Source organism: Pseudomonas sp. TWR1-1-3 (genome assembly GCF_049896805.1).
GTDB classification, from domain to species: Bacteria; Pseudomonadota; Gammaproteobacteria; order Pseudomonadales; family Pseudomonadaceae; genus Aquipseudomonas; species Aquipseudomonas bubulae.
Genome location: NZ_JAFCUZ010000001.1, coordinates 247,734 through 268,870, shown reverse-complemented (window position 1 = coordinate 268,870; position 21,137 = coordinate 247,734). Strand labels below are relative to the sequence as shown.

21 protein-coding genes are annotated in these 21,137 nt (G+C 59.2%); 9 read left to right on the top strand and 12 right to left on the bottom strand.

Annotated features, from left to right (window positions below):
* Positions 1 to 108 precede the first annotated feature (108 nt).
* The 3 genes from ACP7BE_RS01255 to ACP7BE_RS01245 all read right to left on the bottom strand — a co-directional run bounded on the left by ACP7BE_RS01255 (position 109) and on the right by ACP7BE_RS01245 (position 2,029).
* Positions 109 to 642 carry a DUF3087 family protein gene (locus ACP7BE_RS01255; protein ID WP_095018825.1) on the bottom strand — a complete coding sequence of 178 codons (534 nt, stop codon included), beginning with the start codon at positions 640 to 642 and terminating at the stop codon, positions 109 to 111.
* Between the two features lie 65 nt (positions 643 to 707).
* Positions 708 to 1,388 (bottom strand): glycoside hydrolase family 19 protein, encoded by a 681-nt coding sequence (locus tag ACP7BE_RS01250; RefSeq protein WP_426104359.1) that lies wholly within the window; start codon positions 1,386 to 1,388, stop codon positions 708 to 710.
* Between the two features lie 170 nt (positions 1,389 to 1,558).
* Positions 1,559 to 2,029, bottom strand: coding sequence for an Lrp/AsnC family transcriptional regulator (locus ACP7BE_RS01245; RefSeq protein WP_095002348.1), 471 nt, complete (start codon positions 2,027 to 2,029; stop codon positions 1,559 to 1,561).
* Positions 2,030 to 2,153: 124 nt separating this feature from the next.
* Here ACP7BE_RS01245 and ACP7BE_RS01240 point away from each other — a divergent pair, with 124 nt between their 5' ends.
* Positions 2,154 to 3,341, top strand: a complete 1,188-nt coding sequence (locus tag ACP7BE_RS01240) for a methionine gamma-lyase (RefSeq protein WP_426104357.1) — start codon at positions 2,154 to 2,156, stop codon at positions 3,339 to 3,341.
* 411 nt (positions 3,342 to 3,752) lie between these two features.
* On the opposite strand, the gene ACP7BE_RS01235 is transcribed toward ACP7BE_RS01240, so the two are convergent.
* A complete protein-coding gene (locus ACP7BE_RS01235) occupies positions 3,753 to 4,673 on the bottom strand; it encodes a LysR family transcriptional regulator (RefSeq protein ID WP_426104355.1) in 921 nt (306 codons plus the stop codon).
* A gap of 306 nt (positions 4,674 to 4,979) precedes the next feature.
* Here ACP7BE_RS01235 and ACP7BE_RS01230 point away from each other — a divergent pair, with 306 nt between their 5' ends.
* The 3 genes from ACP7BE_RS01230 to pcp are packed head-to-tail and all read left to right on the top strand — an operon-like array spanning position 4,980 to position 7,304.
* Positions 4,980 to 5,711 carry a DUF969 domain-containing protein gene (locus ACP7BE_RS01230; protein WP_426104353.1) on the top strand — a complete coding sequence of 244 codons (732 nt, stop codon included), beginning with the start codon at positions 4,980 to 4,982 and terminating at the stop codon, positions 5,709 to 5,711.
* Positions 5,708 to 6,658, top strand: a complete 951-nt coding sequence (locus tag ACP7BE_RS01225; RefSeq protein WP_095002343.1) for a DUF979 domain-containing protein — start codon at positions 5,708 to 5,710, stop codon at positions 6,656 to 6,658. The genes ACP7BE_RS01230 and ACP7BE_RS01225 overlap by 4 nt, the downstream gene beginning before the upstream one ends.
* Before the next feature lie 7 nt (positions 6,659 to 6,665).
* Positions 6,666 to 7,304 (top strand): pyroglutamyl-peptidase I, encoded by a 639-nt coding sequence (gene pcp, locus ACP7BE_RS01220; protein ID WP_153379937.1) that lies wholly within the window; start codon positions 6,666 to 6,668, stop codon positions 7,302 to 7,304.
* Positions 7,305 to 7,363: 59 nt separating this feature from the next.
* On the opposite strand, the gene ACP7BE_RS01215 is transcribed toward pcp, so the two are convergent.
* Positions 7,364 to 8,569 carry an MFS transporter gene (locus ACP7BE_RS01215; RefSeq protein WP_095002341.1) on the bottom strand — a complete coding sequence of 402 codons (1,206 nt, stop codon included), beginning with the start codon at positions 8,567 to 8,569 and terminating at the stop codon, positions 7,364 to 7,366.
* Between the two features lie 117 nt (positions 8,570 to 8,686).
* Between ACP7BE_RS01215 and ACP7BE_RS01210 the strand changes: the two genes are divergently transcribed.
* Positions 8,687 to 9,298 (top strand): TetR/AcrR family transcriptional regulator, encoded by a 612-nt coding sequence (locus tag ACP7BE_RS01210; RefSeq protein WP_426104350.1) that lies wholly within the window; start codon positions 8,687 to 8,689, stop codon positions 9,296 to 9,298.
* A 330-nt stretch (positions 9,299 to 9,628) separates the two neighbouring features.
* Positions 9,629 to 11,215, top strand: a complete 1,587-nt coding sequence (locus ACP7BE_RS01205; protein ID WP_426104348.1) for an aldehyde dehydrogenase (NADP(+)) — start codon at positions 9,629 to 9,631, stop codon at positions 11,213 to 11,215.
* Here ACP7BE_RS01205 and ACP7BE_RS01200 read toward each other — a convergent pair.
* From ACP7BE_RS01200 to ACP7BE_RS01190, 3 genes are all read right to left on the bottom strand, one after another.
* Positions 11,209 to 11,658, bottom strand: coding sequence for a hypothetical protein (locus ACP7BE_RS01200; protein WP_095002338.1), 450 nt, complete (start codon positions 11,656 to 11,658; stop codon positions 11,209 to 11,211). The genes ACP7BE_RS01205 and ACP7BE_RS01200 overlap by 7 nt on opposite strands.
* A gap of 203 nt (positions 11,659 to 11,861) precedes the next feature.
* Entirely contained in the window at positions 11,862 to 13,121 is a 1,260-nt protein-coding gene (locus ACP7BE_RS01195; RefSeq protein WP_146541122.1) for an ATP-binding protein, read from the bottom strand.
* A complete protein-coding gene (locus tag ACP7BE_RS01190) occupies positions 13,118 to 13,801 on the bottom strand; it encodes a response regulator transcription factor (protein WP_095021175.1) in 684 nt (227 codons plus the stop codon). The genes ACP7BE_RS01195 and ACP7BE_RS01190 overlap by 4 nt, the downstream gene beginning before the upstream one ends.
* A gap of 182 nt (positions 13,802 to 13,983) precedes the next feature.
* On the opposite strand from ACP7BE_RS01190, the gene bamA reads away from it, so the two are divergent.
* The 3 genes from bamA (at position 13,984) to ACP7BE_RS01175 (ending at position 17,098) form a co-directional block, all read left to right on the top strand.
* Positions 13,984 to 16,350 carry an outer membrane protein assembly factor BamA gene (bamA, locus tag ACP7BE_RS01185; protein WP_426104345.1) on the top strand — a complete coding sequence of 789 codons (2,367 nt, stop codon included), beginning with the start codon at positions 13,984 to 13,986 and terminating at the stop codon, positions 16,348 to 16,350.
* 93 nt (positions 16,351 to 16,443) lie between these two features.
* A complete protein-coding gene (locus ACP7BE_RS01180; protein WP_095002334.1) occupies positions 16,444 to 16,803 on the top strand; it encodes a type II toxin-antitoxin system RelE/ParE family toxin in 360 nt (119 codons plus the stop codon).
* Positions 16,796 to 17,098 (top strand): XRE family transcriptional regulator, encoded by a 303-nt coding sequence (locus ACP7BE_RS01175; RefSeq protein WP_165484571.1) that lies wholly within the window; start codon positions 16,796 to 16,798, stop codon positions 17,096 to 17,098. Before ACP7BE_RS01180 ends, ACP7BE_RS01175 begins: the two co-directional genes overlap by 8 nt.
* A gap of 4 nt (positions 17,099 to 17,102) precedes the next feature.
* Here ACP7BE_RS01175 and ACP7BE_RS01170 read toward each other — a convergent pair whose 3' ends face one another.
* From ACP7BE_RS01170 to ACP7BE_RS01155, 4 genes are all read right to left on the bottom strand, one after another.
* On the bottom strand, positions 17,103 to 18,161 hold the full coding sequence (locus tag ACP7BE_RS01170) for a linear amide C-N hydrolase (RefSeq protein WP_095031856.1): 1,059 nt from the start codon (positions 18,159 to 18,161) through the stop codon (positions 17,103 to 17,105).
* A gap of 22 nt (positions 18,162 to 18,183) precedes the next feature.
* Positions 18,184 to 18,945: a hypothetical protein gene (locus tag ACP7BE_RS01165; RefSeq protein ID WP_095002331.1), complete on the bottom strand. Its 762-nt coding sequence runs from the start codon at positions 18,943 to 18,945 to the stop codon at positions 18,184 to 18,186.
* 145 nt (positions 18,946 to 19,090) lie between these two features.
* The gene (locus ACP7BE_RS01160; protein ID WP_095002330.1) at positions 19,091 to 20,437 is read right to left on the bottom strand and encodes a glutamine synthetase family protein; all 1,347 of its coding nucleotides are present in this window, start codon (positions 20,435 to 20,437) and stop codon (positions 19,091 to 19,093) included.
* A gap of 22 nt (positions 20,438 to 20,459) precedes the next feature.
* A complete protein-coding gene (locus tag ACP7BE_RS01155; RefSeq protein WP_095002329.1) occupies positions 20,460 to 21,017 on the bottom strand; it encodes a helix-turn-helix domain-containing protein in 558 nt (185 codons plus the stop codon).
* Positions 21,018 to 21,137: the final 120 nt, after the last annotated feature.

Sequence of the window (21,137 nt, the reverse complement as noted above, 5' to 3'; positions counted from 1 at the left end):
GCGAAGACCTCCAGATCGTCGCAATTATCCCGTAAAAACAGGCTATCACTTACGAACTTCGCGAGCAGGCTCGCTTCCACACAAACACAGCAGATCTGGTGAGCAGCATTACTTCAGCGGCGCAAACTTTTTCACCGCATCAATCCACTGCGGATCGAGCCGGGTCTGCCCGGTGTCGATGCCCAGTGCTTCAAGACGTGCCTTGTGCAAATCGATCTCGCGAACCATTTGGCTTAACGCGCTGGAATTGGCGTCCAGCTGGTACATCTGGGTCACGCCCAGATGATAGAAGCGCAGCAGCTTCATCGCCGCCACATCCCCCGCCATGACTCCCGCCGTTACGTGATGCATGACATTGGTGACCTTCATCAGGCTACGCTTGAGTTGCCAGCCGTAGACTGCGGGCGCCATCCAGGGTTGAGACCAGAACAGGTAGCGCACCAGCAGGAAGGTCGTGATCAGGGCAACAATGACCCCGGCCAGATTCAGGCGAAAATTGTCGCCACCGGCGACACCCAAAACCATGACCAGCACACCTGACAACAGCAGCGCCAGCAAGACAAACGTCAACGCGATATACAGCGTACTGCGGCGAGTTTGCTGACGATATGTCTCGGGGTTAATCGGCTTTATCTCGAACATCACTGATCTATGGCTCCTGATGGCTGCGAACAAACTGCGCGGGCATTATGGCCTGATTGAACCGCTCAGGCGTGCAATAAAACCAGTGCCTTGCGGTATAGCGCCGCACGCTGGGCGTGACCATTGAGACCACCATTGATAGCCCTTGTCACGCGTTCGAAATCCTCCCCGTCTGCCAGGGTATTTATACTGCGCGAGTTCCAGTACCAGCCCGCCGACGCCACTGCCCATTGCCACTCTTGCAGCAGTTGCGGGCTGGTGAGCAAGCGCTCATCCCCGAACAACCCCTGGCTGCACTGGCAGTAGTTGGTTTTACCGGTGACTTGAATCAATCCCCTGCCCCGATATAACCAGCCTTCCCCCGACGCCTCTGAGCCATTGCCCAGGCGGTTGCTGTAGACCCGGTTTGCAATTGCCTGCGGCCGGCGCTGAAGCATAAGCGCGTCAGCATTGGGTACGCGCCGGGAGCGATTGCCGTCCGTTACGGTAATGTATTGACCTTCGCCATCCTTCTGCGCAAAGCGGGAGCCCCAGGTGGCCGCGAGGCCACCGGCACTGTAATTAAGGTTTTCGACAAGTACCGTGAACCCTGCACTTTCATGGCCTACCTGAGCTAGAAATGCAGCAAGGCGTCGGGGGGTATTGATCAACACTTGACGGGTAACGGCCTGCACAAGGGGCAAATACAGATCGACGCAGGCCGTACTTTTGGGGAACAGCTGGAGCATTACTTCGCGGCTCAACATGAGGATTTACTCTTAATCAATGTAATTAAAAGTAAAAGCCAAGCACTAAAGCCACGCACCTGCCGTCACCAAAAGAGTAATCAGGCCAGAACTACTCTACTCAAAGAAAACACTTACAACTCATCGAAAAGTTATTTTACAGATAAGACTTGAATGCACCCTTGATGCACTCAACCTTCAACAGGCACCTCTCGCCTTGGCTTGACCGACTTATACGAAAAACTCGAGTAAATCTCTTTGACCGCGGGCAATGTCTGCAGGACTTCACGGGCAAATTCGCCAAAGGATTCGAGATCCCTGGCCACGACTTCCAATAAAAAGTCGTAACGACCCGACACGTTGTGACACGCGACGATTTCGGGAATTTCCAATAACCGTTGTTCAAAGCTTCTGGCCAGTTCTTGCGAGTGAGAGGCCATCATGATGCTGACAAACGCCGTGACCCCGTATCCCAGTTCCTTTGGCGAAAGAACCGCCTGATAGCCCGTAATGATCCCGCTCTCTTCCAGCATTTTGACCCGTCGCCAACACGGCGAGGTGGTCAGTGAGACACTCTCGGCCAACTCTGCAACGGTAAGTCGGGCATTGCCCTGCAGTGCGCAAAGCAAGGCTTTATCGGTTCTGTCCAGAGCGTTTGGCATGTTTTGCCCCTAGCGGTCAGCGTGGCGGTTTTTTGTTCTGGTAAGTGGTGTATTTACAGGTAAATTTGGAATTTTCCACGTTCATTTAAAGCATAGCATTGTAGGAAATATCGGAGAGTTCACCATGAACGATAAGAACAACAACTTCGGCTTTTCTACTCGCGCCATCCACTACGGTTATAACCCGCTGGAACACAACGGCGCGGTAATCCCCCCTGTTTATATGACCTCAACCTTTGCCTTTGCCACGGCCGAATACGGCGCAGGCTGCTTTTCCGGTGAAGAGCACGGGCATTTTTATACCCGCATTTCCAACCCCACCCTGGCCCTGCTGGAAGCACGCATGGCGGCGCTGGAAAACGGCGAAGCGGGTGTGGCGTTCAGTTCCGGCATGGGCGCGATCGCCGCAACATTCTGGACCCTGCTGCGGCCCGGCGATGAAATCATCGTCAACCGCACCTTGTATGGCTGCACCTTTGCCCTGCTGCACCACGGCATCGGTGAATTCGGGGTGGTAGTCAAACATGTGGACATGGCCAACCCGGCCGAACTGCAAGCCGCGATCAGCCCTGCAACCCGCATGATCTACTTCGAGACGCCGGCCAATCCGAACATGCAACTGGTGGACATCCCTGCCGTAGCGCGGATTGCCCACACACATGACAACCTGCTCGTGGTGATCGACAACACCTACTGCACGCCCTATCTGCAGCGTCCACTGGAACTGGGCGCCGACGTGGTGGTGCATTCGGCCACCAAGTACCTGAGCGGGCACAGTGATATCACCGCTGGCATGGTGGTCACCAGCCAGCTCCTGGCTGACCGGATCCGTCTGCAAGGCTTGAAGGACCTGACCGGGGCAGTCTTGTCGCCCCATGATGCGCATTTGCTGATGCGCGGTATCAAGACCCTGGCCCTGCGCATGGATCGCCATTGCAGCAGCGCCCAGGCCATTGCGCATATGTTGCAGGATCACCCTGCCGTGGAATGGGTGGCCTACCCCGGCCTGCCCTCTTTCCCGCAATACGAGCTGGCGTCCCGGCAGATGAAACTGCCGGGGGGCATGATTGCCTTTGAGCTCAAGGGCGGCATGGCTGCAGGACAGCGCTTTATGAATGCCCTGCAATTGTTCAGCCGTGCGGTCAGCCTGGGGGGGGCCGAGTCACTGGCGCAGCATCCCGCGAGCATGACCCACTCCACCTACACCCTGGAGGAACGGGCACGACACGGAATAAGTGAAGGATTGGTGCGCCTGGCGGTGGGGCTGGAGGATGTCGCCGATTTGCTGGCGGATATCAATCAGGCGTTGTAGCCGCTGATGAGCGGAGCGAGGCTCGCGACCGGCGGCGGAGCCGTCGTGAAATCAGTGCATGCGATGCTTCTGATCAACCGCGTGTCCAGGTCTTACGATCGCTTCGCGAGCGGTCGTAGCCTCGCTCCGCTCTTTAGCGGCTACATCACATCATGCATTTATCAACCCGGCGGAATTGTCGCCAAAATACCGATGCCGATGGTCAGCACCAAAAAACCGCCCAAAAACCAAGCCATCTTGTTCATGATGTTTCCCCGTCAGTCGTTCGTCATAAAACAGGCGCAGAACAGCTGCCGACCACACACAGGTACTGCTGTGTAGTCGCGTCCTCGTCTGTCTCGGAAGGTTGGAGGAAATTTTGCGCCGCAAACTGCACACATAACAGGTGCAGATAACGCGAAAAAATACGGATCAGATGCCCGGCAGCACAAAATGCCCAGGCTCAACGCTGTGTTGGTACTCGGCAACAACCGCCTGACTCAGGTTGACCACCGCCTCATTCAGCTCCAGCCCCGCCCCCGTGCGCCAACTGGCGTATACCGCAAAGCCCGGTGCAGTCTCGATCGGCAACGCAATCATGGCCCCGCTCTGCAATTCGCGACTGACCAGTACCGGCGGCAGGGCACCGATGCCAAAGCCGTCCGCCACCAGTTTGATAATCGCCGCCACCGAGTTGATGCAGCTGATGCGTGGCGCGGCAATATCGTGCTGGTGCAGAAAATTGAGCATGTCCTGATGCGGCCGCGACAAGCGTGAAAAGGTCAGCAAGCGCTCCTCGCAAAGATCCGCCAGGTCACGGTAGCTGCGGTTCAGGGCTGCGTCCTTGGCCATAATCCAACTCAACGGGTAACTGGCCAGTTGTACATTGCGCACGCCGTCGGCACGCAATAAATCCGTCTGAAAAATCAGGTCCAGCTGACCTTTAAGCAATTGTTCATTAAGGTTCAGCGCCGTATCGGCGGTCAGTTCAACCTCTACCTGGGGGTAGTCGCGGCTCAGCGCACTGATCAGATCGCTCAGCCAGCTATGGATAACCGTGTCCATCACGCCGATGCGCAGGCGTCCGGCAAACCTGTCCGCCTGCCCCAGCGATTGCAGAAGGCGTTGCTGGGTGGCCAGCATTTCTTCGGCGTAACCCAGCACCTGATGGCCTTCACGGGTGAGGTTGACACCACGGGAATCGCGCTGGAACAACTGCACGCCAAGCTCGGTTTCGAGGACTGAAATACGGCTCGAAATGGCTGCCTGGGTACTGGATAACTTTTCGGCGGTCAGCCGAAAACTGCCAAGGCGCGCTACCCAGACGAATGTCAGAAGAAATCGCATGTTCATACAGGACGCCCCACCCAATCAAAACCAGGGCAGCACTGTAAACCCTTGCCGCAGGGACAGGCCAGTCGGCTTAAGTCGGTGATTGATAAAACTTTTCTGTTCGGGGGTGACAACTTTTATTGACTGGACGCACAACCCAAAGCCACCAACCATATCGGGCAATGAGGCCCATAGGGTCTCAACAATAAAAAAACACGCTGAGTCCGGCAGCGTACCGATTTTTCGAAAGTGTGCCTGACCGCTTTCGACTTGCCCTCACCAGCCTGCCCTGGTGCTGCGGCAATCAGCTAAAGGGATTGCCCCCTCATGCAAACCGTCGTAAACCTTTGGCCCTTGATTGGCGTGTTCGTCATCATCATCGGCTTTGTGCTGCGCTTTAACCCACTGTTGGTGGTCAGCGCGGCGGCTATCGTCACCGGCCTTGCTGCCAACTTCCCGCTGGAAAAAATCATCAGTGAAATGGGCGAAGGCTTCCTGCAAACCCGCGCCCTGCAATTGATTCTGCTGCTGCCCCTGGCCGTGATCGGCCTGCTGGAGCGTCACGGCCTGCGCCTGCACGCGCAAAACTGGATCGCCAGCTTCCAGCGCGCAACGGTCGGCCGGTTGCTGATTATGTACCTGTTCGTGCGTGAGACCACCGCTGCTGTAGGCCTGACCAGTCTGGGCGGGCATCCGCAAATGGTCCGCCCGCTGCTGGCCCCGATGGCCGAGGGCGCAGCCGAGAACAAGTACGGCAAGCTGCCTGCTCCTGTGCGGCAGAAAGTCCTGGCCATGTGTGCCGCCACCGACAACATCGGTTTGTTTTTTGGTGAAGACGTGTTTGTGGCCTTCGGCGCAATCGCGCTGATGCACACCTTCCTGCTGGGTTCGGGGCTTGATGTCGAGCCGCTGCACATCGCTTTCTGGGGAATTCCGACGGCGATTTGCGCCTTTATCGTGCATGCCCTGCGCCTGTATCGCTTTGACCTGATGCTGGAGCGCAGCATGGCCGAAGTTGTCCGGGAAGAAGTTGACGCAGCTCAGGAGCTGGCACGATGATTATTTCTATTGAGTACTTCTACTGGCTGGCCGGTGTGCTGCTGCTGATCACCGCCGGCATGATCCTGACAGACCGCACCCACCCCAAACGCTGGACCAGTGGCCTGTTCTGGGCGTTGTTCGCCATGGTGTTCCTGATTGGCGATCGCCTTTCGCCGTTCGTGGTAGGTATTGGCGTGCTGGTCATGGCCGGCATTGCAGGCATTGGCGGTGTTGGCCGAGGCACCCACGCCGAGTTGCATGTCAAGGCTGCACGGGCCAGTGCTGGCCGTCTGGGGCACAAGCTGTTTATCCCGGCCCTGTCGATTCCGCTGGTGACCGTGATCGGTTCGATCCTGCTGAAAAACACCCAGATCGGTGGCGTACCGCTGCTTGACCCGAAAAACACCACGTTCGTGTCCCTGGGCATCGGCTGCATGGTGGCCCTGGTTCTGGCCTGCATCCTGACCCGTGATACGCCGCTGCAAGGCCTGCGTGAATCGCGCCGCCTGACCGAAGCCCTGGGCTGGACCATGGTGCTGCCGCAAATGCTGGCCATGCTTGGCCTGCTGTTCAATGACGCCGGGGTCGGTACCGCCGTTGCTCATGTCACCACCGCCTATATCAACATGGACTATCGCCTGGTAGCGGTGATGGTCTACGTGCTGGGCATGGCGCTGTTCACGGTCATCATGGGCAACGGTTTTGCTGCATTCCCGGTCATGACCGGCGGGGTCGGCGTGCCGGTACTGGTCGGCATCTACGATGCCAACCCGGCTGTCATGGCGGCAATCGGCATGTTTTCCGGCTACTGCGGCACGCTGATGACGCCAATGGCAGCCAACTTCAATATCGTGCCCGTGGCCCTGCTGGAGCTGCCGGACAAATACGCCGTGATCAAGGCTCAAATGCCCACCGCTCTGATGATGCTGGTGGTCAATATCGTGCTTCTTTACGTACTGATGTGAGAACAGCATGCGCACTGTACTGCTGACCGGTTTCGAACCGTTCGACCAAGACACCGTCAACCCGTCCTGGGAGGCCGTACGCCTTCTGGACGGCACCTTGCAGGACGATACGCAGATCATCGCCCGTCAGTTGCCCTGTACGTTTGCCGGAGCGCCCGAGCGACTGAGCCAACTTCTGCAGGAGTTCACCCCGACGCTGGTGATCGCCGTCGGGCTTGGCCCCGGTCGCACGGACATCTGCATCGAGCGGGTAGCGATCAATATCAACGACGCCCGCATCCCTGACAACCTTGGCTATCAACCGATCGATACACCCGTGGTGGCGCAAGGGCCAGCGGCGTATTTCAGTACCTTGCCGCTCAAGGCAATGGTGCGGGCGATCCGGGCCGGCGGGATTCCCGCGTCGGTTTCCCATACGGCGGGCACCTTTGTCTGCAATCAGGTGTTCTATTGCCTACAGCATGCATTGGCCGGGACCGGCGTACGCGGTGGTTTTATCCACGTCCCGCCTCTGCCGCAACAGGCGGTGGTGGCTGGTGGCCCGTCTATGGCACTGGCCACCCAGGTGGAAGGGTTGCGCATCGCCGTAATCACGGCCCTGAATACCGAAGATGATGTACTTGAAGGTGGTGGCCAGGTCAGCTGATAACGCGTTGGAAACCGGGCACGATTGGTAGTCGCTGCCTGACCAACACGGCTATCGGCCTAATGACCGACAACCGCCGCCCCCGCCTGCCGGTGCCCTTGCGGGAAACCATGGGCACGGGCACTGAACACGATCCCCAGCCCGACCAGCAACAACACCAGCAACACCCAGGGGAAGACGTTCACCCCGAATTGATCGAGCAATATGCCACCGGTCAATGCCCCCGCGGCAATGGCGCTGTTCCACACCACCACGTTCATCGACAACGCAACATCGGCGCCCTCGCCTGCCGCATCGGCCAGAGCGGTTTGCAGCAGGGTGGCGGCACCGCCAAAGGACAACCCCCAAACAAAAATCCCTGCATATACGACAGCCACCGACTGCGAGAAGAAACCGAACAGCAGCGAAATCGCAGCAAATGTCGCCAGGCAAGCCATGACTGCCTTGCGCAGATGCCGGTCTACCAGTCGCCCGGTCAGCCAGATTCCCAGCAGCGCCGCCAATCCGAAGACCAGCAATACAATATCGACCTTATCGGCAAGGCCCGCCGATGCCACGAAAGGCGCGATATAGGTGTAGAGCATGTTGTGCGCCAGCATCCAGGTCAGTACCACGGCAAGCACAGAGCGCACTCCCGGTGTCAGCAGCACCTGTCGCAAACCGATACGTTGCGAAGCAGACTGCCCTGGGTAATCAGGCACCTTGAGCACTACCCAGGCCATCAGCACCAGGGTCAAGGCCGACATCAGGCCAAATGCCGTACGCCACCCTACCAGCGCACCCAGCCAGGTGCCCAATGGCACACCCAGTGACAGGGCAATCGGCGTGCCCACCATCGCCACCGCCATGGCCCGGCCCTGCAACTGCGGGGCAACCATGCGCCGCGCATAACCTGCCAGCAGGCTCCAGGCCAACCCGGCTGATGCGCCGGCAAAAAAACGTGCAATCAGGGTCACGCCGTACTGAGACGACCACGCGGTAATCGAATTGAACAGCAGAAACCCGACAATCGTCAGCAGCAGTACGTTGCGACGCCGCCAGCCCTGGGTCGCGATGGTCAACGGGATCGCCGCCAGCAGGGAGCCCAGCGCGTAGACCGTAACCATCTGCCCCGCCAGCGCCGATGACACTTGCAGGCCGCTGCTGATTTGCGGCAACAGGCCTGCGGGTAAGGTCTCGGTAACAATGCAAATAAAACCGGTCATGGCCAGCGCCAGCAGCGCGCCCATGGGTAATCGCTCAGTGGTGTTTTGCTCTTTGCCCATGGATGCCCTGCTCCTGCTAGTTATGTATCGATAGGTACAAATGTAGGGCGACGGGAAATATTGGTCAATGACTTTTGTATCGACTAGTATTTATATCTCGCTACGAAGGAGACTCAAATGGCACAGATGGGACGCCCGCGCACATTTGATCGGGACGCGGCAATCACCCAGGCCATGCACCTGTTCTGGGAGCACGGTTATGACTCGACATCGCTGAGCCAGCTCAAGGCCAATATGGGCTCAGGCATTTCCGCGCCCAGCTTTTACGCAGCTTTCGGCTCCAAGGAGGCGCTGTTCAAAGAGGTCATGACGCGCTACCTGAACAGCCATGGCAGGGTCACCGAAAGCCTGCTCGACACTCACCTGCCCCCACGCGAAGCGATCGAGCGAACGTTGCGCAGCTCCGCCAAAATGCAATGTGAGCCGGGTCACCCACGGGGTTGTCTGGTCGCTCTGGGGCTGATGAGTGCCAGTTCAGCTCAAGCGGTGGCGATAAGCGCCCCTCTGGCCGAAGCGAGGGCGCGTAACCGGGCCGGGTTTATGGCTTGTGTCGAGCGCGCCATCCGCGAGGGTGAGCTTGCCGCCCAGACTGATCCGAGAGCGCTGGCCACGGTGTTCGAGAGTTTTCTGCTGGGCCTGACCACCCTGGCCCGGGATGGTGTAGCCCATGCCGTACTGGACGCTGCGATCACCCAGGTGATGAGCACTTGGGATGCCGCGCGCGCCTGAGGGATGAGCGCTGGTTATCGGTCAATCAATATTCGTCATTGGGCAGTGCCCCCGACAAAACCTACAGTGGTCGCCTGAAAGAGCCCTTATGGCTCGCTATCGGGATAACTGCGGTGCAACTTATAACGACAACAGGCAGCGAAAACGCTGCCACTGCCTGTACTTGGGTGGCAATCCCCTGTAGCCGCTGACGAGCGCAGCGAGGCTGCTAGCGGCCCCTGCCTGTTCAAGGCCCTTCGGGCCTTGCCGCAGCCTCGCTGCGCTCGTCAGCGGCGACATGATTCGTCTGGCAACAGCGCGTCTCTGCCTTCCCACCTAAAGGAAATCCCTATGTTCCCCATCACCGGCCAGAACTTTATTGGCGGTCAGCGCAGCGGCGCCGGCACCGTTCACCTGTACAGCGTGGATGCCAGTACTGGCGAGGCATTGCCATACGCGTTTGTGCAGGCCACCGAAACCGAAGTGGATGCCGCCGTCAGCGCGGCCAATACCGCCTTCCCGGCCTTTCGCAGTTTGCCGGCCACACGCCGGGCCGAGTTTCTGGAAGCTATCGCCGAAGAAATAGACGCGCTGGGTGACGACTTTGTTGCCATCGTCTGTCGCGAAACCGCCCTGCCTGCCGCCCGGATCCAGGGCGAGCGGGGACGCACCAGCGGGCAGATGCGTCTGTTCGCCAACGTACTGCGGCGCGGCGATTTTTATGGCGCACGCATCGATCAGGCGCTACCGGACCGTCAGCCCCTGCCGCGCGCAGATCTGCGTCAATGCCGCATCGGGGTGGGCCCGGTGGCCGTGTTTGGCGCCAGCAACTTCCCGCTGGCGTTCTCCACCGCTGGCGGTGATACCGCTTCGGCACTGGCCGCAGGTTGCCCGGTGGTGTTCAAGGCACACAGCGGGCATATGGCAACTGCTGAGCAAGTTGCCCTGGCCATAGTGCGCGCTGCCGAGCGCACCGACATGCCCGCCGGTGTATTCAATATGATCTTCGGCGCGGGTGTGGGCGCAGCGCTGGTCAAGCACCCGGCGATTCAGGCCGTCGGCTTTACCGGTTCGTTGTCCGGTGGTCGCGCCCTGTGCGATATGGCCGCCGCCAGACCCCAGCCAATCCCGGTGTTTGCCGAGATGTCGAGCATCAACCCGGTGCTGGTATTACCCCAGGCACTGCTCAAGCGTGGCGAGCAGATCGCACAGGAGCTGGGCAGTTCGGTGATGCTTGGCGCCGGGCAGTTCTGTACCAGTCCCGGTCTGGTACTGGGTATCCGCTCCCCCGAATTCAGCGCCTTTGTCGACGCGCTTGGCCAGTTCTTCAGTGCTCAACCGGCGCAAACACTGCTCAACGCCGGGGGCCTGGCCAGTTACAGCAAAGGCATCCAGCGTCTGGCCCAGGTCGATGGCATCCGCCACCTTGCCGGTGCGCCGCAACAGGGCAACCAGGCCAGCCCGCAGTTGTTCCAGGCCAGTGCCAGCCTGTTGATCGGTGGTGCCGAGGTGTTGCAGGAGGAAGTCTTCGGGCCAACCACCCTGGTGGTCGAGGTCGCGGACAAGGCGCAGTTGCTGCAAGCGCTGCACAGCCTGCATGGGCAGCTGACAGCTACGCTGATTGCTGAACCTGGCGACCTTGAAGCCTTCGCCGAGGTGGTGCCCGTGCTGGAGCACAAGGCCGGGCGCCTGCTGCTCAATGGCTACCCTACCGGTGTCGAGGTGTGTGACGCGATGGTGCATGGCGGGCCTTACCCGGCGACGTCAGATGCCCGTGGCACCTCGGTCGGCACCCTGGCCATCGACCGTTTCCTGCGCCCGGTGTGCTACCAGAACTACCCTGACAGCCTGCTGCCGGATGCGCTGAAAAACGCCAACCCGCTGGGTATCGAGCGTCTGGTCAACGGCAGCCACAGCCGCAATCCGCTGGGTCACTGATCGGCGGCGTAAATCACGGTCTGGGCGCTATGCCCCGCTGCATGCCTGAGGGTGAAGTAGGTGTCGCCCTCTTCGGTCAGGATCTCGTAGCCCGCCTTGCTGGCTACGCGATTGTTGACGCTGACATGCTTGATGATCTTCAGCACCCGCTGGAACTTCACTGTCTGGGTGCCGTTCTGTGCGGGCCCGGTGAGCACATTGACGCTTTGAAACCAGCCCTGGTTCTTTTTGTTGGCGACCAGGGTACTGCTCAGCGCTTCAAAGCGTTCAAGGCGGGTAAAGCCCCATAGCGTCTGCTCTTCTACCGGTTTGCCCAACGCGCCGGCACCGGTAAACACAAACAGATTGATGGCCGGATTGTCCTCGCAAAAAAAGTCATAAGGCACCAGGCCATCAACCATTTTCTTGCCGGCAACGAACCCTTTTTTATGCACCAGAAACATGCCCAACTCCGCTCGATATTGAGCGGTAAAGTCTACGGGGGCATGGCGTACAGGGCCGTCAAGGCAATGTAATTTCGTGTAAAGATCCCCGGCGATCCCGTAGTATCTACAGGAACACTGCAACTGTGGGAGCGAGCCTGCTCGCGAAGGTCGTTCGCGAGCAGGCTCGCTCCCACAATAGGGCTTGACCTGCAACAGAGTATCTACAGCGGCAAGGTGATTGCCACGCTCAAGCCGCCTCCCGGCAGGTTGCTCGCCTTGATGCTGCCGCCGTGCATTTCCACCGCCCTTGAAGCAATCGCCAGACCCAGGCCAAAACCGCTACCCGTCTCACTGACACCCCGCTCAAACGGGTCGAAAATCCGCTGCAACCGCGATTCTTCAACACCCGGACCCTGATCGCTGATCCGTACTGTCAGGCAGTGGCCCGCCGGGCTGGCTTCAGCCATTACCAGCACCGTGCTGTCGGCACGGGTATGGCGCACTGCATTGCGGATCACGTTCTCAAAGCAGCGATACAACAACTCGCCACTGACCCGGCTGACAAAGGACGGGCACCCTTCCAGGATCACCCGACAACCCTTGATGCCCGCTTCGAACTGCGCGTCTTCGACTATCAAGTGCAACAACTCGATGATGTCCACCGGCTCGCGTGCGATGCTCTCGGGCCGCCCCTGCACCCGGGCCAGGGTCAGCAGGGCTTCGATCAGGGTGTCCATGCGCTGCGATTCGCGCTCGATGCGTTCGACCATATCGGCGCGGGACGGGTTTTGATGCAACAACCCGATGGCGGCCTGCATGCGTGTCAGGGGCGAACGCAATTCATGGGAGATGTCATGCAACAAGTGTTGCTGGGCATCAACCAGCAGCTTGAGTTGGTTGGCCATACGGTCGCAGTCTTCGGCCAGGTCGACAATTTCATCACGCCGCGCGCCCATAAACGGCTTTACCCGGGTTTCGAATCGCCCTTGGGCCACATCGCTCATCGCCCGACGCAAATAGGCCAACGGCCAGGCCAGGTAAAACGCCATAAAGCTGCTGAACAGCGCGCTCATCACGGTTCCGATAAGCAATGGCATCAGCCCCGGTCCGCCCTCCCCACCACCGCCATTGCCGGGCACCCGCGTCGACCTGAGCGACAGCGTGAGGCCTTCCTTGCTGATCACCGTGCGCTCAAACGCCGGATTCACGATCGGCAGCCCGGCCAGCAGTCGGCCGCCACTGTCATACACCGCAATGGCCTCGTCATCGGGGTGGTGCCATACCTGCAGCAACTGCTTGCCGGCCTCGACACCAAACTGGCGCAGCAACTGTTCTTCGCTTTCAAGAATGGTATCCAGATGCGGGTTGCCAGGGCCCTGGCGGCTCAAGGTGATAATGCCGATACCGACAAAAAACGTCAGGCTGGTGGCCAGCCAGAAGGCCAGGAACAGTTTCCAGAACAGCCGGCTGGGTTTCATCATTCCGCGATCAACAGATAGCCGAGCCCGCGCACGCTCTGGATCCACGCCTTGGCATCTGGTCGCGGGCCGAGCTTCTGGCGGATGCTGCTGATATGGACGTCGATACGCCGGTCATAGCGGGTCAACGGGCAGCCCAGGGCATTGAGCGACAAGTCCTGCTTGCTCACCACTTGCCCGGCACTGCGGGCCAGCTCTTCGAGCAGGCTGAACTCGGTGCTGGTCACTCCCAGCTCCCGCCCCTGCCACAGCGCCTGGCGTTTGCCGGGCCACAACACCAGCGGGCCGGTCTTGATCACCTCGGTGGTGGCCAGCTCCGCCGGCTGCACCCGGCGCATGATGGCGCGCAAACGCGCCACCAGCTCCCCCGGCGAGCTGGGTTTGGGCACATAGTCATCGGCACCCAGCTCCAGGCCGGTGATGCGGTCGATGTTGTCGCCACGGGCAGTGAGCAACACCACCGGCACCTGACTGCGCGCGCGAATGCGCCGGAGCACTTCGATCCCCGACAGTCGCGGCAGCATCACATCCAGCACCACAATGCTGAATTGCCCGGACAAAGCCTGCACCTCGCCCTCTTCGCCGGTATGCACCGCAGTCGCTTCAAAGCCTTCGCGCTCCAGATACTCACTGAGCAAACCGGTCAGTTCCTGGTCATCGTCGACGAGCAATACACGGATCATGGCGAACTCTTGAAGGGGGGGCTAGGCATTATCGTCCTTGCGGCCCGCAGCGTCATTGCCTGCGGCCAACCTTTACCTAACTTGACACTCGGTTAACCGCACCATACGCCCCGAGCTTTTATGCTGGACCTCCACCAGCCTGCTTGTGCTGTTTGTCGATGTGTCCTGGATAAATGATCTACATGAATTTTGCGCGCCTGCTCTGCTCGGTTGCACTGCTGCTCAATGCCTCACTGGCCCACGCCCAGGGCTTCAAGATTGCCGATATCCGCATCAACGGCCTGCAGCGGGTGTCCGCCGGCAGCGTGTTCGGTGCCCTGCCCTTGAACGTTGGCGAACAGGTCGATGACCAGCAACTGGTGGAATCCACACGCGCACTGTTCAAGACCGGATTCTTTCAAGATATCCAGCTGGGCCGCGACGGCGACGTCCTGGTGATCACCGTAGTCGAGCGGCCGTCCATTGCCAGTATCGACATCGAGGGCAACAAGGCGATCTCCACCGATGACCTGATGAAAGGCCTCAAGCAATCGGGGCTGGCCGAAGGCGAAGTGTTCCAGCGCGCCACGCTCGAAGGTGTACGCAATGAGCTGCTGCGTCAGTACGTAGCCCAAGGGCGTTACTCGGCCGCGGTGGACGCCGAGGTGGTGGCCCAGCCGCGCAACCGCGTCGGCCTCAAGATCAGGATCGACGAAGGCGAAGTGGCCGCGATCAAGTACATCAATGTGGTGGGCAATACAGTCTTCGACCAGGCCGAGCTGGACGATCAGTTCACCCTCAAGACCAGCAACTGGCTGTCGTTCTTCAAGAACGATGACAAGTATGCCCGGGAAAAACTGTCCGGCGATCTGGAGCGTTTGCGCTCGTACTACATGGACCGCGGCTATATCAATATGGAAATCCTGTCGACCCAGGTGTCGATCAGCCCGGACAAAAAGCAGGTCTTCATTACCGTCAATATCAGCGAAGGCGCCAAATACACCGTGCGCGACATTACGCTGCGCGGTGACCTTAAAGTACCCGAAGATCAGATCCACGCCTTGCTGCTGGTACAAAAGGGCCAGGTATTTTCGCGCAAGCTGATGACCTCCACCTCGGACCTGATCACCCGCCGCCTGGGCAACGAAGGCTATACCTTTGCCAACGTCAACGCGGTGCCGGTCCCGAGCAAGGACGGCAACACGGTAGATATCGAATTCGTGGTCGACCCGGGCAAGCGCGCCTATGCCAACCGCATCAACTTTCGCGGCAATACCAAGACCGAAGACCAGGTCTTGCGCCGAGAGATGCGCCAGATGGAAGGCGGCTGGGCTTCGACCTACCTGATCGACCAGTCCAAAACGCGGCTTGAGCGCCTGGGTTACTTCAAGGAAGTCAACGTCGAGACCCCGGCGGTGGCGGGAGTCGACGATCAGGTTGACGTCAATTACAGCGTTGAAGAGCAGTCTTCCGGCTCGATCACTGCCAGCGTCGGCTTTGCCCAGAGTGCCGGCCTGATTCTTGGTGGTTCTATCACCCAGAACAACTTTCTGGGCACGGGCAACTCCGCCAGCCTGGGCCTGACCCGCTCCGAGTACCAGAGCAAGTACAACATCGGTTTTACCGATCCGTACTTCACCAAGGATGGCGTCAGCCTTGGCTACAACGCGTTCTACAACAAGACCGACTACAACGATTACTACGACGATGGCGTGTCGTACTACTCGATCAACAGTTATGGCGCCGGTGCCACCCTGGGCTACCCGATCAATGAAACCTCACGGATCAGTTTCGGCCTCACCGCGCAGCACGACAGCATCGAGCCCGGCACCTACAGTGCCGACGAGATCTATGATTTTATCGACCGCGAAGGCAAGGAATTTACCAATTTCAAGGCCAACCTGGGCTGGTCGGAATCGACCCTGAACAAGGGCATCCTGGCTACCCGCGGATATGCGCAAAACCTTAACCTGATGGTCACGGTGCCCGGCAGCGACCTGAGCTTCTACAAGATCGACTACACCGGCCAGACCTTCCTGCCCGTCAGTGCATCCACCTCACTGCGCTTTCACACCAAGCTGGGATACGGCAACGGCTATGGCTCCACCGATGGCCTGCCATTCTATGAAAACTACACTGCGGGCGGTGAAGGCACGGTGCGCGGTTTTGAAAGCGGCACCCTGGGCCCGCGCAACACCCCGGCCACCGGCACCTATAGCAGCGCCGGGCAGGCGTACTACTCCGACCGCGACACCGAGGCGCTAGGCGGCAATATCATGATCACCGGCGGGGTCGAGTACCTGTTCCCGATGCCCTTTATCAAGGACAACAAATCCCTGCGCACCTCGCTGTTCTGGGATGTGGGCAGCGTGTACTCGGACAAATGCTACCTGAGCACCACCACCGGCTGTGACGGCGTGGACCTCAGCCAGATGGCCAGTTCCGTAGGGGTGGGCGTGACCTGGTACAGCCCGATGGGCCCGCTGAGCGTCAACCTCGCGCTGCCCATCCGCAAACCGGAAGATGCAGAAACACAGGTGTTCCAGTTCTCCATGGGGCAGACGTTTTAAAAGCACGACAGGTGATCGCACGGGCTTGAGCCACTGGTCATCTGGAGATCAGGCGCGCTTGATAGATGTACCATTTTAGGTACACTCAAGTTCATGACTGGAATCCCTCCCATCCTGACGGTTGCATTTTTTCGCACCGAAGCCGGTAACGAACCCGTTCGCGAATGGTTAATCGGCCTTGGGCGCGAGCAAAGACGACTGATTGGCACCGATATTAAGACCGTGCAACTTGGCTGGCCGATTGGCATGCCGGTTGTTCGCAAACTGGAGCCAAAACTGTGGGAAGTTCGCTCTGATCTGGATGGCGTCATTGCCCGTATAATCTTTACGGTAATCGGCTCACAGATGATCCTGCTTCACGGATTTATCAAGAAAAGTCAGAAAGCCCCGGCGGTGGATCTGCAAACCGCCAGGCAGCGCCATGCAAAACTACGAGGTACAGCGCATGAATAACCATATCGGCTCCGACTTTGACGACTTTCTCTCGGAACAAGGCCTTGCAGAAGAGGTTTCGGCCGCCGCACTCAAACGCGTTATTGCCTGGCAGATAACCCAGGCCATGAAAGAGCAGCACGTCAGCAAAAAAAACCTGGCCGACCGCATGCATACCAGCCGCACGGCGGTGGATCGGGCGCTCGACCAGAATGACCCAGGCATGACCCTGGCCACCCTGGCCAGCGCCGCACGGGCATTAGGCCAACGCGTAGAAATTCGTCTGGTTCCGGAGCACACAGCCGAACAGGGTTAACCCCTTACGCCCCTTCAAACTTGAAGGCCGGAGTGGCCTTGAAGCGGCTTGAAACCTCCCCGGAGTAAATGGTGCTTTGGTCCGGGCCCAGATCCAGTTTTTTGACCGCGCCTGTAGCCCTGGTGAAATCGATCTTGTTCAAGTCCACCCAGAAGGTGTTTGGTGTAATGGCCGACTCGAAAAAGTACAGCCCCTGCTTGTGGTCGATTACCGAGCGCCAGCGCGTCGAGGAAATATTCGGCTCGCCGGGAGTGGTGATGCCATACGGCACTGAAACGTTGCGGATCACGCTGAATACACTGGCCAGCGACAAGCGCGAGTCCTGGTTTTTCGGCACCGCATTGACGTAAAACGAGGCCCGGGCAAAACGGTCCGCCGAGCGATTGGTACCCGGTAGCATTACCGTCCCGCCGATGGCTTGCCAGTAGGCGTTCATGGCCAGTTGGGCATCGAACGCCGGGGAGTTGGTCATGACCTGATAGCTGCGATCATGGTGGATCACCTGCTTTCCATCGATAAACTCAATGATGGCGCTGTCACCCGATGCATCGGACATTGAAAGATGCAAGGTCGCCAGGCGACTTTCACCCGGCACATTGGCGGTAACCACGGTAAAGGGTTCAGTCTTGAGCACCGCCACCGCTTCGGCAACGCTGCTGAAATTGTCCAGTACATACTGGGCCCAGGCGGCAATGCTCAGCCCCGGTTTACCCTGATTGACCGGCGGGTACTCGGACTCGACCAGCCACAGCAGGTTAGCCGACAGCCCCGCTTCGTTGACGCCGTCGGTGGTGGAAATGTCATAGCCGCTGGCAATCACGCTGCCGTACTTTGATGTCCACTTCAGCGACCCCGGCCCTACTTCACCTGTGCGCTGCATGCCCTGGGGGAAGATCCACAGGTTGGTGGCCACGTCGGTTTTCCAGTCCATCGAACGCGCCGTAATCACCCTGTCGTTGTCCCCCAGATACACCAGGCGGGTACAGGCAGTAGCCACCGGCAGCGCCAGCATAAAGCCCGCCAGGGCCAGCGTCAGGTTGCGGGTGTGTTTGAGCAGTTGCATTCCCTTGTCTCCTCGGTACTTGTCAGAAGCGCATGGACAGGCCCAGTACCGGGCCGCGCTGGGTCACGTCGTACTTGAACTTGTTGCCGGTAAAGTCGGTGGTGCGGTAATTTTGCGCCAGAACCCGATAGCCGACGCGGATGATCGTGGGGTGATCGGCCAGGTACATGCGGTAGCCCAGATACCCTTGAGCGTTCCAGGTTTTCTTCGAGGAGGTATCCAGCCCGCCGGTGTCGGTTTCACCGGACAGGGTCCAGCGGTCGGTCAGGTCAGCCTGCATGCGCAGCCCTACGAACGGGTCGGTCCACTCGGTTTTTTTCTTGGTGCTGAACCCCAGCGAGTCAATGTCCAGCTTGGTTGACAGCTTGGTCCAGCGCACACCGATCGTAGGTTCGACACGCCAGGTGCGCGGCTCGCCAAAAATCGTTTGGCCACCCAACTCATACTCATAGGCCCGATAATAGGTGCCGACAGCCAGGGTGCTCTGGGTGATCGCCAGGCCCACCTTGCGCCCGTACACCCGTTCGGACTGATCGGTTTTAGCGTGGACGCCGTCGATATAAAAACCCAGTGTGCGATTGGTCAATTCCAGATTGCCCATAAATACCGTGCTCAGGTTTTCCCAGACATCCGCAAACGGAACATCAACCTTGGTATTGACCCCGCCAAGCGCCGCCTGCCCGCTCATGGAGGGCGCCCAGACAAAGGGGCTGGCCAGCAATAACCATTGTGAGTCCGCAGGCTGATCAGCATGTGCCACCTGCACGAACAGCAACAGCGGCAAAGCCGTTGCAGCTCTATTGAACCTTGTATTTTTCATCGCCCTGACTGACCAGCATCTGATTTGATCATTAGGTATAGCAGCTCTCACCTGAAAACCTGCTGTCAGGAGTAGGCATTGTTGCGATCAAAAACTCTTGTATGGTTTTTTACATAAACCAGCGATATTCCCGGGCACTGATTTCCTGCATAAAGGCCAGATGATCCTGGCGCTTGTTCTCGCAGTACACATCGACAAATTCGCCGCCCAGCCCTTCACGCAGCTGCGGCTGGTGCTGCATGGCGCGCACGGCCTCAAGCATGTCCAGCGGGAAGGCGATGCCGCTGCTGCGGTCTTCGTTCAGGGGCAGGATCGGCTCCTTGCCCGCTTCCAGCCCGTGTTCGAGCCCCACCAGAATCGCCGCCAATACCAGATACGGATTGGCATCAGCGCCCGCAAGGCGATACTCGACCCGCAGGTTTTTACTGTCCGACTCCGGGATACGCAAGCACGCATCGCGGTCCTCATACCCCCAACTGGCCTGGGTGGCGATATTGGTCGTACCGCCCAGGCGGCGAAAAGCATTGTGGTTAGGTGCAAATATCGGCATGCACGCCGGCAGTAATTCCAGGCAACCGCCGATAGCGTGGCGCAAGGGCTGCTGCTGGTTGGCCGCCAGCAAGTTGTTGCCGCCCGCGTCGTACAGACTGACATGCACATGCATGCCGCTGCCCGGGTGCTCCAGGTAGGGTTTGGCCATAAAGCTGGCGCGATAGCCATGCTTGAGCGCTACCCCGCGGGTGCTGCGACAGAACAGCGCCGCCCAGTCCGCGGCTCGCAAACCGTCATCGAGGTGAGCGAAATTGATTTCGAACTGCCCCGGGCCCAGCTCGGCCGTAATCACGGTGGCATCAATCCCTTGGGCCTGGGCCGCATCGACCATGTCATCCAGCACCGGGGCAAAGCGCGATAACCGCTCGATATGCATAGTGGGCTGATCGTCGGCATCATCGCTCAAGTGATCACGGGGGAACTGCGGCAAGCCATCGCGCAGCTTCTTGTCGAACAGGTAGAACTCCAGCTCGAACGCCACCACCGGGCGAATGCCTTTGCGCGCCAGCCGGGCCAGCACCCGGGCCAGGACTTCGCGGGGCTCAAAGACGATCGGCTGTTCAGTGCCGTCAGAAGTGATCAGCATCTGGCCCAGGGGCTTGTCTTCCCAGGTCACCGGCTTGAGCGTGCCCGGTACCAGACGCCGCACGGCATCCGGGTCGCCGTCGTTGAAACAATAGTCGCCTATCTTGAACAATCCGCCCTGCACCCCTAGCAACACACAGTTCTGCGGCAGTTTCAGGACGCTGCCGGCCGCGACTTTTTCCAGCATGTCGATGGGGTAACGCTTGCCGTAGAAATGCCCGGGGATATCCAGGGAGATCAGGTCGACATAACGCACCTCGGGGTTGCGCTGACGAAACGCACGCACTTCGGCCAGCAGATCAGAGCAGGCAGCATCCATCTTCAAGGTTCCTTTGTTGTTATCAGGTGTAAACCCACAGCACGCGGGCAAGCTGCTGTGTCAGGTTGGCGTAGCGACAGCGCGTATGGCTGTCGAACTGGAAACTGTCACCGGCATTGAGGGTGGCAGGCTCAGCGTCGTCGCCCAGCCACAGGGTCAATTGCCCTTCAATGACATAGCCGCCCTGCTCCGAGCTGTCAGTCATAAGCCGTTCGCCGCTGCTGGCGCCGGCTTCCAGCAGACTTTCGAGCATGGAGAACGACGCACGGATTTGTGGCGAGACCAGGATATCGGTGATGCCGTTGCCCAGGTACAGCGTGCGTCGCTCGTCCGGGCGGGTCACCCAGGGCAACTGCTTGGGCTTGGGCAAACTGTAGAAATAGGTGGTGGGCACACCCAGGGTTTCACTGATGGCCGTCAGGTCGGCCACCGTGGGCTGGGACAGGCCGCGCTCGACCTGGGACAAAAAACCCACGGAGCGGCCAATTTTATCGGCCAGTTCCTTGAGCGTGTACTTCTTGTGCTTGCGCAGGTCGTGGATAAGGATGGCCAGGGCGGCCATCTCTTCTTGCTTGTTCATCCCGGGCCGCCATGAAATTTAAATCATTTATTTTCATGAAAAAATACAGATTAAATTTCATAAACGCAAGATGCCTCCGTACAGGGGAGTTTTGTTCAATACGCTTGGGTCCGCGCCCCA

Bases quoted from the DNA above. Each gene is read 5' to 3' on its own strand.
- ACP7BE_RS01255 (WP_095018825.1), bottom strand. From the start codon at position 642: ATGTTCGAGATAAAGCCGATTAACCCCGAGACATATCGTCAGCAAACT.
- ACP7BE_RS01250 (WP_426104359.1), bottom strand. From the start codon at position 1,388: ATGTTGAGCCGCGAAGTAATGCTCCAGCTGTTCCCCAAAAGTACGGCC.
- ACP7BE_RS01245 (WP_095002348.1), bottom strand. From the start codon at position 2,029: ATGCCAAACGCTCTGGACAGAACCGATAAAGCCTTGCTTTGCGCACTG.
- ACP7BE_RS01240 (WP_426104357.1), top strand. From the start codon at position 2,154: ATGAACGATAAGAACAACAACTTCGGCTTTTCTACTCGCGCCATCCAC.
- ACP7BE_RS01235 (WP_426104355.1), bottom strand. From the start codon at position 4,673: ATGAACATGCGATTTCTTCTGACATTCGTCTGGGTAGCGCGCCTTGGC.
- ACP7BE_RS01230 (WP_426104353.1), top strand. From the start codon at position 4,980: ATGCAAACCGTCGTAAACCTTTGGCCCTTGATTGGCGTGTTCGTCATC.
- ACP7BE_RS01225 (WP_095002343.1), top strand. From the start codon at position 5,708: ATGATTATTTCTATTGAGTACTTCTACTGGCTGGCCGGTGTGCTGCTG.
- pcp (WP_153379937.1), top strand. From the start codon at position 6,666: ATGCGCACTGTACTGCTGACCGGTTTCGAACCGTTCGACCAAGACACC.
- ACP7BE_RS01215 (WP_095002341.1), bottom strand. From the start codon at position 8,569: ATGGGCAAAGAGCAAAACACCACTGAGCGATTACCCATGGGCGCGCTG.
- ACP7BE_RS01210 (WP_426104350.1), top strand. From the start codon at position 8,687: ATGGCACAGATGGGACGCCCGCGCACATTTGATCGGGACGCGGCAATC.
- ACP7BE_RS01205 (WP_426104348.1), top strand. From the start codon at position 9,629: ATGTTCCCCATCACCGGCCAGAACTTTATTGGCGGTCAGCGCAGCGGC.
- ACP7BE_RS01200 (WP_095002338.1), bottom strand. From the start codon at position 11,658: ATGTTTCTGGTGCATAAAAAAGGGTTCGTTGCCGGCAAGAAAATGGTT.
- ACP7BE_RS01195 (WP_146541122.1), bottom strand. From the start codon at position 13,121: ATGATGAAACCCAGCCGGCTGTTCTGGAAACTGTTCCTGGCCTTCTGG.
- ACP7BE_RS01190 (WP_095021175.1), bottom strand. From the start codon at position 13,801: ATGATCCGTGTATTGCTCGTCGACGATGACCAGGAACTGACCGGTTTG.
- bamA (WP_426104345.1), top strand. From the start codon at position 13,984: ATGAATTTTGCGCGCCTGCTCTGCTCGGTTGCACTGCTGCTCAATGCC.
- ACP7BE_RS01180 (WP_095002334.1), top strand. From the start codon at position 16,444: ATGACTGGAATCCCTCCCATCCTGACGGTTGCATTTTTTCGCACCGAA.
- ACP7BE_RS01175 (WP_165484571.1), top strand. From the start codon at position 16,796: ATGAATAACCATATCGGCTCCGACTTTGACGACTTTCTCTCGGAACAA.
- ACP7BE_RS01170 (WP_095031856.1), bottom strand. From the start codon at position 18,161: ATGCAACTGCTCAAACACACCCGCAACCTGACGCTGGCCCTGGCGGGC.
- ACP7BE_RS01160 (WP_095002330.1), bottom strand. From the start codon at position 20,437: ATGGATGCTGCCTGCTCTGATCTGCTGGCCGAAGTGCGTGCGTTTCGT.
- ACP7BE_RS01155 (WP_095002329.1), bottom strand. From the start codon at position 21,017: ATGAACAAGCAAGAAGAGATGGCCGCCCTGGCCATCCTTATCCACGAC.